This window comes from Pseudomonas sp. (genome assembly GCF_030696055.1).
Classification (GTDB): Bacteria; Pseudomonadota; Gammaproteobacteria; order Pseudomonadales; family Pseudomonadaceae; genus Aquipseudomonas.
Window position 1 is genome coordinate 1 of record NZ_JAUYNP010000233.1, and the last position, 9,495, is coordinate 9,495.

7 protein-coding genes are annotated in these 9,495 nt (G+C 64.0%); 2 read left to right on the forward strand and 5 right to left on the reverse strand.

Features of this window, described 5'->3' with window-relative positions; all coding sequences use genetic code 11:
- The 5 genes from Q8Q83_RS13795 to Q8Q83_RS13815 form a co-directional block, all read right to left on the reverse strand.
- A partial coding sequence (locus Q8Q83_RS13795; RefSeq protein WP_305624626.1) for an ABC transporter ATP-binding protein occupies window positions 1–840 on the reverse strand: 840 nt, incomplete at its 3' end.
- Between the two features lie 268 nt (window positions 841–1,108).
- A complete protein-coding gene (ydcS, locus tag Q8Q83_RS13800) occupies window positions 1,109–2,257 on the reverse strand; it encodes a putative ABC transporter substrate-binding protein YdcS (RefSeq protein WP_305624628.1) in 1,149 nt (382 codons plus the stop codon).
- Window positions 2,258–2,351: 94 nt separating this feature from the next.
- A complete protein-coding gene (locus tag Q8Q83_RS13805) occupies window positions 2,352–3,815 on the reverse strand; it encodes a gamma-aminobutyraldehyde dehydrogenase (protein WP_305624634.1) in 1,464 nt (487 codons plus the stop codon).
- A 285-nt stretch (window positions 3,816–4,100) separates the two neighbouring features.
- A complete protein-coding gene (locus Q8Q83_RS13810; protein ID WP_305624629.1) occupies window positions 4,101–5,012 on the reverse strand; it encodes a LysR family transcriptional regulator in 912 nt (303 codons plus the stop codon).
- Between the two features lie 312 nt (window positions 5,013–5,324).
- Window positions 5,325–6,701, reverse strand: coding sequence for a diguanylate cyclase domain-containing protein (locus Q8Q83_RS13815; RefSeq protein WP_305624630.1), 1,377 nt, complete (start codon window positions 6,699–6,701; stop codon window positions 5,325–5,327).
- Between the two features lie 324 nt (window positions 6,702–7,025).
- Between Q8Q83_RS13815 and prfB the strand changes: the two genes are divergently transcribed.
- Window positions 7,026–8,121, forward strand: a protein-coding gene (gene prfB, locus Q8Q83_RS13820; RefSeq protein WP_305624632.1) for a peptide chain release factor 2 whose coding sequence is annotated in 2 segments (ribosomal slippage) — window positions 7,026–7,097 and window positions 7,099–8,121 — 1,095 coding nt in all. Because the reading frame shifts where the segments join, the coding sequence is not laid out codon by codon here.
- Between the two features lie 142 nt (window positions 8,122–8,263).
- Window positions 8,264–9,495 (forward strand): lysine--tRNA ligase (lysS, locus tag Q8Q83_RS13825; RefSeq protein ID WP_305624633.1); only part of this gene is annotated, 1,232 nt, incomplete at its 3' end.

Genomic DNA, 9,495 nt, shown 5'->3' on the forward strand with positions numbered 1-9,495 from the left:
CGGCCGCACGAGCAGGAGGACCGCCTCACCTCGCCGCCGGCCACGCGCGGCATCGACGGCGACGCCGGTTCCGGACACATCTACCTCGCCCCGTTCGGGATCGGCCACCGTCGCGGAGATCCGGTTCATCGTGCCGACGAACTCGGCGACGAAGGGCGTGGCCGGCTTCATATAGAGGTTGCGCGGGCTGTCGACCTGCTCGATGCGGCCCTTGTTGAACACCGCCACGCGGTCGGACATGGACAGCGCTTCGGTCTGATCGTGGGTGACGAAGATAAAGGTGATGCCGAGCTGGCGCTGCAGCTTCTTCAGCTCGCCCTGCATCTGCTCGCGCAGCTTCAGGTCCAGGGCGCCGAGCGGTTCATCCAGCAGCAAGACCCGCGGTCGATTGACCAGGGCGCGGGCCAGGGCCACGCGCTGGCGCTGGCCGCCGGACAGTTGCGCCGGCTTGCGTAAACCATAACCGCCCAGGGCGACCATGCCCAGGGCCTCTTCGGCGCGGTTCAGGCGCTCGCTCTTGGCCACGCCCTTGACCTTGAGGCCGTAGGCGACGTTGTCGCGCACGTTCATATGGGGGAACAGCGCGTAGTCCTGGAACACCGTGTTGACGTCGCGCTGGTAGGGCGCCAGGCCCACGGCCTCGGCACCATGGATGCGGATGGAGCCGGCACTGGGCTGCTCGAAGCCGGCGATCAGGCGCAGGCAGGTGGTCTTGCCCGAGCCCGAGGGGCCGAGCATGGAAAAGAATTCGCCGTCCTGGATATCGATGGATACCCGGTCCACGGCCTTTACGTCGCCGAATACGCGGGACACGTCGGTAAATTGCACTGCAAGGGTCATGGTAAAGCTCCAGGAGAAAAAACATCCCGCCCGCCCCGGCTGCCAGGGTTTGCCGACACAGGGCAGCCAGGGTCGGGAGGAATAGGTCGCGGTAAAACAAAGTGCCGGTCGTAGGCTGGGTATCGCGGCGCGATACCCATCGCCCTGCGGATCAAGCCCGTAGGATGGGTTGAGCCTGCGATACCCATCGTCACGCGGACGATGACTCGGGCTTATTGTTGGGTATCGCTGCGCTCAACCCATCCTACGCAGGGCCGGTACAGCCCTGTTACCTGCCACCCATAATGGCGATATAGTCCTGGGTCCAGCGGCTATAGGGCACGTACTTGCCACCCTCGGCCTGCGGGGTTTTCCAGAAGGCGATCTGCTCGAAGTTGTCGAAGCCGTTGATCTTGCAACCTTCGGCGCCGAGCAGGGCGTTGTCCTTACAGGCCGCGGGCACCGCCGGCAGCGAACCGAACCAGGAGGCCAGGTCACCCTGCACCTTGGCTTCCAGCGACCAGTTCATCCACTTGTAGGCGCAGGACGGGTGCTTGGCTTCGGCGTGCAGCATGGTGGTGTCGGCCCAGCCGGTGGCCCCTTCGGTGGGCACGGTGGAGGCGATCGGCTGCTTCTCCAGCTGCAGGGCGTTGACCTGGTACGGCCAGGAACTGGAGGCCATGACCCCTTCGTTCTTGAAGTCGCTCATCTGCACCGTGGTGTCGTGCCAGTAGCGGTGGATCAACGGCTGCTGCTTGCGCAGCACCTCCAGCACGGCGGCGTATTGCGCCTCGTTGAGCAGGTAGGGGTCGGTGATGCCCAACTCGGGCTTGGCGCTCTTCAGGTAGAGCGCGGCGTCGGCGATATAGATAGGGCCGTCATAGGCCTGCACGCGACCCTTGTTGCTCTTGCCGTCGGGCAAGGTGGTTTCCTCGAACACCAGCTTCCAGCTGGTCGGCGCCTGCTTGAATAGGTTGGCGTTGTACATCAGCACGTTCGGCCCCCACTGATAGGGCGTACCGTAGTGCTGTCCGTCGACCTTGTGCCAGGGCGCATCCTTGAGGCGCGGGTCGACGTGCTGCCAGTTGGGGATCAGGTCGATATTGATCGGTTGCACACGCTTGCCGGCGACCAGGCGCAGCGAGGCGTCGCCCGAGGCGGTGACCAGGTCGTAGCCGCCTTTGGTCATCAGGCTGACCATTTCGTCGGAGGTGGCGGCGGTCTTGACGTTGACCATGCAGCCGGTGTCTTTCTCGAACTGGGTGACCCAGTCGTAATTCTTGTCGGTTTCGCCACGCTCGATATAGCCCGGCCAGGCGACTATATCCAGGCGCCCTTCGCCGGCGCCTACGGCTTTCAGCGGCTCGGCTTGCAGGCTGGCGCTGGCCAGCAGGGCGCTGGTCAGCGCACTGAATAACGCGGTTTTTTGCACGAACATTGGATTTCCCTCTTCTCTATTGTTGGGCTCGGGGCAGTTGAACGTCGTGTTGCTACTTCTTATTTGCGGTACTGGGTAACTGGTTCTTGGGTAATTAGCCGAGGTGCTGACCATGGCGCGCCATGATGTGGCGCACCACGCTGTAGTCCTGCAGCGAATCGCTGGACAGGTCCTTGCCATAACCGGAGCGCTTGAGGCCGCCGTGGGGCATTTCGCTGACCAGCATGAAATGGCTGTTGATCCAGGTGCAGCCGTACTGCAGGCGGGCGGCGACCTGCATGGCCTTGTCCAGGTTCTGCGTCCAGACCGAACTGGCCAGGCCGTATTCGGAGTCATTGGCCCAGTCCACGGCTTGCTCCAGTTCATCGAAGCGGGTGACTGTGACCACCGGGCCGAACACCTCGCGCTGGACTATCTCGTCGCTCTGCTTGCAGCCGGCCAGCAGGGTCGGCTGGTAATAGAAGCCGGGGCCGGAGTGCACCGCGGCGCCGCTGACGCGTTCGATATGCGGCTGGCCGAGGGCGCGTTCGACGAAACTGGCCACCCGGTCGCGCTGGCGGGCGCTGATCAAGGGGCCGAGCTCGTTGTCGGCATCGCGCTTGCGGGCAAAGCGCAGGCTGCTTACGGCATCTCCCAGTTCGGCGACTAAGCGCTCATGGATACCCTTCTGAGCATAGATGCGGCAGGCCGCCGTGCAATCCTGGCCGGCGTTGTAGTAGCCGTAGCTGCGCACGCCTTCGACCACTGCCTGCAGGTCGGCATCGTTGCAGACGATCACCGGGGCCTTGCCGCCGAGTTCCAGGTGGGTGCGCTTGAGGGTCTTGGCCGCGGCCTGGAGGATTTTCTGCCCGGTGACTATGTCGCCGGTCAGCGACACCATGCGCACCTTGGGGTGGCTGACCAGGTGGCTGCCGACGCCTTCACCACCGCCGCAGAGGATGTTGATCACCCCGCGCGGCAGCAGCTCGGCCAGCACCGGGGCCAGGGCCAGGATCGACAGCGGCGTGTGCTCGGAGGGCTTGAACACCAGGCAGTTGCCGGCGGCCAGCGCGGGCGCGATCTTCCACGCGGCCATCATCAGCGGGTAGTTCCACGGCGCGATCGAGGCGACCACCCCAAGAGGATCGCGGCGCACCATGCTGGTGTAGCCCGGCAGGTATTCGCCGGACAGCTGGCCGGTTTGACAGCGCACCGCACCGGCGAAGAAGCGGAATACATCGACCGTGGCGCTGAGGTCGTCCTGCAATGCCAGGTGCAGCGGCTTGCCGCAGTTCAAGGCTTCCAACTGGGCCAGTTGCTCGGCGCGTTGGGCGATGGCGTCGGCGATGCCGAGCAGGATCAGCGAGCGTTGCTGTGGGGTGGTGCGCGACCAGCCGGCAAAGGCTCGGTGGGCGGCGAGAATGGCGGCCTCGACCTGTTCGATGGAGGCTTCGGCTATATGCGCCAGCACCTCGCCGGTGGCTGGGTTGATGATCGGCTCGACAAAGCCCTCGCCTGCGACCAGCTGGCCGTCGATCAATAATGCGCTGCACAGGGGCGTGGAAGTTGCGCCGGCCATTCGATGTGCCCTCATTCTTAGAACCTGTTTGCGATCTGCTGCGCGTCGGCGATACCGCGTTAAAAACAGCCTCAGAATGCTCATTTACAGCTCGTAAACTGCGCTTCTTCGGCTGTTTTTGCCTTGTCTCGCTCTAGCTCGCGAAATCGTAAACAGGTTCTTATTGGGGCATCGGGTTGCTCTAGGCAGAGCTAAGGCCCGATGCGCTCTTCTTTATAGTGCGAAGGAGAGACTAGAGCGCGGGCGTGTTGCTCACAAATTCTTAATACTGAACGCTGCGTTCGATTAAATAGATGGCTTGCGCCCGGCCGGCTGTTCGCGGGCCACGCTGAGGAAGGGGTCGACCAGCGTCGGCCGCGCGGTGCCGCGACGCCAGGCCAGGCCGACATCCAGGGTCTGGGTCAGGTCGACCAGGGCGCGGGCCTCGATAATGTCGCCCTCCAGGGACCAGGGGCGGTAGGTCATATCCGGCTGAATCGACAGGCCGAGGCCGGCAGCCACCAGGCTGCGCACCGCTTCGGTGGAGCCGGTGCGCAAGGTGATATGGGGTTGCAGGCCGGCGCCCGACCAGATGCGCTGGGCGTTCAGGCCCATTTCATCGACGTTGAGCTGGATCAGCGGCTCGCTCACCACGTCCGCCAGGCTGATGCTGTCGTGCTCCAGCAGCGGGTGCTGCGGCGGCAGCCAGAGGCGCAGGGGCGAGTGGGTCAGCACCTCGGTCTGCAACGCATGGCGGTCTTCCAGGTTGGACAGGATCAGCACGCCGACGTCGATTTCACCGCTGACCAGCAGGTGCTCGATATAGGGCCGTTCGTCTTCCATCACGCGAATCTGCACATTGGGGTAGGCGCGCTGGAAGCGGGTCAGCAGGTCCGCCAGGTAATAACCGGCAACCAGGCTGGTCACGCCTATGGTCAGGCTGCCGGCGACCTGGTCGGTGCTCTGCTGCAGGCTGCGCTTGGCGTTATCCACAGTGGCCAGAATCAGGTGCGCCTGACGCAGAAACTGGTGGCCCTGGTGGGTCAGCGACATGCCCTTGGCGTGGCGGTTGAACAGGCTGACGCCGATTTCCTCCTCCAGCTGCTGGATCGCCAAGGTCAGGGTCGACTGGGAGATAAACACCGCCTGGGCGGCGGCGGAAATCGAGCCGGTTTCGGCGACGGCAATAAAGTGGCGGATCTGGCGCAGGGTCATCATGCGGGGATACCGGGGCGGGGTGTTGAGCGGCTTTGCAGTATGGTTTATCGAAACTCTAAGAGTTAATTCTTTTTTATAGATGGCTTGCCGCTGGTTCAGCCGGCACTCGCGGGGCTTCGGCACTCGTCGGGCGAGGGGCGAGGGGCGATAAGGAGTGCTTTTATGGTGCGTCTAGGCGCAAGCCCGGGTTGAACTAAGCGCCGGTTAACGCCGCGTGCGGGCGGTCTGTGAGCGCTTGGCAGGCGCCAATGGCCAGGGCTGGACATAGCGCTGGCTGATTCGCACCCCGGCGGCTACTGGAGCGCGGTGGTCCTACTCGGCGGCCCCGGCCTCGCAGCGGTTGCGTCCGCCGGCCTTGGCTCGGTAGAGCGCTCGGTCGGCGATCTGCAGCAGTTGCTCTGGAGTGCTGTCGGCGCCAGGGATCAGGCTGGCGGCGCCCAGGCTCAGGGTCACCCAGGCGCTGGTCGGTGAGGCAGCATGCTCCAGCTGCAAAGCTTCCACCCCCTTGCGCATGGCCTCGGCCAGGGCCAGGGCGGCCTCGACCGGGGTATTCGGCAGCACTATGACGAACTCCTCGCCACCATAGCGCGCCACCAGGTCGGTAGAACGCTGCGCCATGCTTTGCAGCAGTGCGGCGACGCGCTGCAGGCAGCGGTCGCCGGCCTGGTGGCCGTAGTGGTCGTTGTAGGCCTTGAAGTGGTCGATATCCACCATGATCAGGCCGATCGAGCTGCCCAGGCGCTGGGCGCGTTTCCACTCCAGCGCCAGGCTGTCCTCGAAGCAGCGGCGGTTGGCGATCTGGGTCAGCGGATCGCGGTTGGTCAGTTGCAGCAGGGTCTCGTTGACCGTGCGCAGGGTCTGCTCCGCCTGGTGGCGCTCGACGACTTCCCGTTCCAGGGCCCGGTTGATCAGGCCCATCTCCTGGCTGAGGCATTGGGCTTCCTCCCTGGCGCGGTGCAGGCGGCCGATCACCAAGGCGAGGAGGGTGGAGAACAGCGCCAGGATGCTCAGGGTGACGACGGCGGTTTCGATCAGCAGGGGGCGGGCGCTGAGCCCTGCGCTGTCGAGCGGTTGCTTGACCTCAAGGATGCCACGCAGGTCGCCGACCCGCCAGCCGCGCCGGGGGGATTCGGGATGGCTGTTGTGGCAGTCGACACAGGCCTCACGCATCAGGTCGGCCGTGGCGTAGCGCAGCACCAGTTGATCGTCCAGGCGTTCGAAGCGGTAGAAGGGCTGCTTGGGGTCGGCCTGCAGGGCTTGCCAGGCCTGTTCGCCGAAGCTGTCGCGCAGACCGCCCTCCTGCGCCCGCCAGGGAAAAGGGTAGGGGCTGTACAGCCGGGTGCTGGCGCCGGAACCCTGCTGGGTCAGGCGATTGCCGAGCAGCATGCTCAGGGTCGCGGGCAAGGGAATGGCCTGGGCCGTGGTCTGGTAATCGTGGGTGATGGTCATGCCGTACTGCCGAGCCCGCGCGACTACCTCGGAGGTATAGAGGCTGCGGAACTCGCTGAGGGTGGCCGTATACAGCTGGGCATTCTTCAGCGCCGCGTTTTGCAGCTGCTGAGTGAATATCTGCTGCAGGCTCCAGGTCAGGCCGCTCAGGCTGAGGAGCAGGACCAGCGTCATGCCGAGCACGGCATGGCGCTGGAAGAGATCGAGGCCCTGATCCAGCCTGCGACGGAAAAACGGCATTATCCGGTAACCTCAAGGGATGCATGGTGGCTCTTCCCAGTATAGGAAGGGCGCTAGCGCTGCGTTGCCGCTGGCGCTCGGGCCTGGCGGACTCGAGTCTACTAGCCAGGGACCCGGGTTGACGAGTGAGGGGCGCAATAGCGCTTGCCCCTGCGCAGACAGGGCGGCCGAGGGCGGGCAGGCCGGGTATGGCTGGGCCTGAGCATAGTGCGCCGTTGGTCCGCAGCGACCTGACTCGGCGCCTATTGCGGGCTGCCAGGGGCTGTTGGACTGGGGTATACTCGCCGGCTTTTCCGAAAGTTTGACCTGTGAGTGCCGCCAGCCATGGAAATCAACCCGATCCTGAACAGCATCAAGGACCTCTCCGAGCGCACCCTGACTATTCGGGGGTATCTTTGACTACGATCACAAGCATGATCGGCTGGTCGAAGTAAACCGCGAGCTGGAAGACCCGAACGTCTGGAACAACCCCGAATACGCGCAGAATCTGGGGCGCGAGCGCGCCTCCCTGGCGCTGATAGTCGAGACCCTGGACGACCTGCACGGCAGCCTGGCCGATTCCCGCGATCTGCTGGACATGGCCGCCGAAGAAGAAGACCAGGGCGCCGTGGACGATGTCGCCGCCGAAGTCGAGCGCCTGCGCGGCATTCTCGAGAAGCTGGAATTCCGCCGTATGTTCAGCGGCGAGATGGACCCGAACCACGCCTACCTGGACATCCAGGCCGGCTCCGGCGGCACCGAAGCCCAGGATTGGGCCAACATGCTGCTGCGCATGTACCTGCGCTGGGCCGACAAGCGCGGCTTCGACGCCACCATCATGGAACTGTCCGCCGGCGAAGTGGCCGGGATCAAGGGCGCCACCCTGCATATCAAGGGCGAATACGCCTTCGGTTGGCTGCGTACCGAGATCGGCGTGCACCGTCTGGTGCGCAAGAGCCCGTTCGACTCCGGAAACCGTCGCCACACCTCGTTCACCGCGGTGTTCGTCTCGCCGGAAATCGATGACAACATCGAAATCGAGATCAACCCGGCCGACCTGCGTATCGACACCTACCGTTCCTCCGGGGCCGGTGGTCAGCACGTCAACACCACCGACTCGGCGGTGCGCATCACCCACGTGCCAAGCAATACCGTGGTCTGCTGCCAGAACGAACGCTCCCAGCACGCCAACAAGGACACCGCGATGAAAATGCTGCGGGCGCGCCTGTACGAGCAGGAAGTGCAGAAGCGCAACGCCGCCTCCCAGGTGCTGGAAGACAGCAAGTCGGATATCGGCTGGGGTCATCAGATTCGCTCCTACGTACTCGACCAGTCGCGGATCAAGGATCTGCGTACCAGCGTCGAGCGCAGCGATTGCGTCAACGTGCTCGACGGCGATATCGACGAGTACCTGGTGGCCAGCCTGAAACAGGGGCTTTAACAACACGCAATGTAGGTTGGGCTGAGCAGTGCGAAGCCCAACGAGCGGCGCTGCATTTGCGTAGGAGGCCGGCCCGTTGGCCGGATGTTGGGCATCGCTGCGCTCAGCACCAACCTACGATTACCAGGAAAGACCAGAGACCATGAGCGACCAACAACTCGACCACCACGAACTGCAACAGGAAGAAAACAAGCTGATCGCCCAGCGCAAGGAAAAACTTGCCGCCGCGCGTGAGCTGGGTAACGCCTTCCCCAACGATTTCCGTCGCGACAGCTATTGCGCGGATCTGCAGAAACAGTACGTCGATAAGACCAAGGAAGAGCTGGAAGCGGCTGCCATTCCGGTCAAGGTCGCCGGTCGCATCATGCTCAACCGTGGCTCCTTTATGGTCATCCAGGACATGAGCGGGCGCATTCAGGTGTATGTCAACCGCAAGACCCTGCCGGAAGAGAAGCTGGCCGAGGTCAAGCACTGGGATCTGGGCGACATCATCGCCGCCGAGGGCACCCTGGCGCGTTCCGGCAAGGGCGACCTGTACGTCGAGATGACCCAGGTGCGTCTGCTGACCAAATCCCTGCGTCCGCTGCCGGACAAGCACCATGGCCTCACCGACACCGAACAGCGCTACCGCCAGCGCTACGTCGACCTGATGGTCAACGAGGAGGTGCGCGAGACCTTCCGCGTGCGTTCGCAAGTCATCGCGCATATCCGCAGCTTCCTGATGCAGCGCGACTTCCTCGAAGTGGAAACGCCGATGCTGCAGAGCATTCCCGGCGGCGCCGCGGCCAAGCCGTTCGAAACCCACCACAACGCGCTGGACATGGGCATGTTCCTGCGCATCGCGCCTGAGCTGTACCTCAAGCGCCTGGTGGTCGGTGGCTTCGAGAAAGTCTTCGAGATCAACCGCAACTTCCGTAACGAAGGCGTGTCGACCCGGCACAACCCCGAGTTCACCATGCTCGAGTTCTACCAGGCCTACGCCGACTACGAAGACAATATGGACCTGACCGAGGAGCTGTTCCGCGAGCTGGCCCTGCTGGTCCTGGGCAGCACCGACGTGCCGTACGGCGACAAGCTGTTCCACTTCGGCGAGCCCTTCGTACGGCTGTCGGTGTTCGACTCGATCCTCAAGTACAACCCGCAGCTGTGCGCCGCCGACCTGCAGGATATCGATCGGGCCCGCGCAATCGCCAAGCAGGCCGGGGCCAAGGTGCTCGGCTTCGAAGGCCTGGGCAAGCTGCAGGTGATGATTTTCGAAGAGCTGGTCGAGCACAAGCTGGAGCAGCCGCACTTTATTACCCAGTACCCCTTCGAGGTCTCGCCGCTGGCCCGTCGCAACGACGACAACCCCAACGTCACCGACCGTATCGAGCT